1 protein-coding gene is annotated in these 1,167 nt (G+C 58.6%); it reads right to left on the minus strand.

The genetic code is table 11. The features are described from left to right. The coding region (locus tag AAAB16_RS21280; protein ID WP_340665126.1) for a TonB-dependent receptor at nt 1-1,167 on the minus strand (1,167 nt) is incomplete at both ends.

Below are 1,167 nucleotides of genomic sequence, written 5' to 3' on the forward strand. Positions count from 1 at the left end.
ATACCGGCGATTGTGCTTCGTTGCGGTTGCCCTCTTCGCCCCAGTTGCCTTTGGTGTAGATGGAGTCCATGTAGGAGGCCGCAGCAAGGATGTCGATGTTATCGAGGCTGGATTTTACTTCCAGCTCCACGCCACGCGAGCGCACTTCGCCGCTCTGAATTTCGTAGTCCGGGTAGAGCAGGTCTTGGGTGCGCACGTTCTTTTGTTTGACCTGGTATACCGACGCGGTGATCAGGGTTTTCTCGTACGGCTGGTACTTCACCCCCACTTCATATTGCTCACCTTCGGTGGGTTCGAAGCTCTTGCCTCCGCGTTGCGGCGCGCCGGTGCCCACGCTGGGCAGAAAGGATTCGGCGTAGCTGATGTAAGGCGCCAGGCCAAATTCGGTGACGTAGGTTAGGCCAATACGACCGGTCAATTTTTTGTCTTTTTGCGTGGTGATGGTTTCGGCCAGCAGGTCTTTGTTCTCCACTTCGGCCCAGTCGTGGCGGCCACCGATGGTGAGAATCCAGTTGCTGAATTTGATCTGGTCTTGGGCATAGAGGCCGGTCTGGCGCACGGTGTCGTCCCACTGCGTAGCGAGGGTGGGCGTGTAGGCGGCAGTGCTGCCATTGCTCGGGTTGTAGAGGTCGACCGGCACGTTGTAGGCGTTGTAACCGTCGTATTGGCGGTTGAAGTGGCGGTAGTCGAGGCCAACCAGCGCGGTGTGTTGCAGGGCGCCAGTAGCGAAGGTGTATTGCAGGTTGTTATCCAGGGTGTAAGCGCCGTTGTGTTGGCGCCAGTCCACCTTGGTGCGGTTGACCCGGGTGTAGTCGGTCACGCCTGCGGTGGTCACAAAGCTGCGCAGGTACAGGCCTTTGTAGCGGTCTTGCACGTCGATATAACGAGCACTCTGGCGGTAGGTCAGGTCGTCGTTAAAGGCGTGGCTGAGTTCATAGCCAAACACGTACTGATTACGCAGGTAGTCGTTGTAGTGCGAGTCACCAAAAAAGGCGTCGCGGTCGATGCGCTCGCCGTTGGGGCCGCGTTTTAGCGAACCGATCATGGGCATCGATTGGTAGTCGGCCAGGCCGTCATCACGCTGGGCTTGGGCATATACGGTGATGGCGGTGGCGTCGCTTGGCGCCCAGGTAAAACTGGGGGCCAGGAGCTTGCGCTGGCTGTTGG

The organism is Pseudomonas sp. (genome assembly GCF_037994325.1).
Taxonomy (GTDB): domain Bacteria; phylum Pseudomonadota; class Gammaproteobacteria; order Pseudomonadales; family Pseudomonadaceae; genus Aquipseudomonas.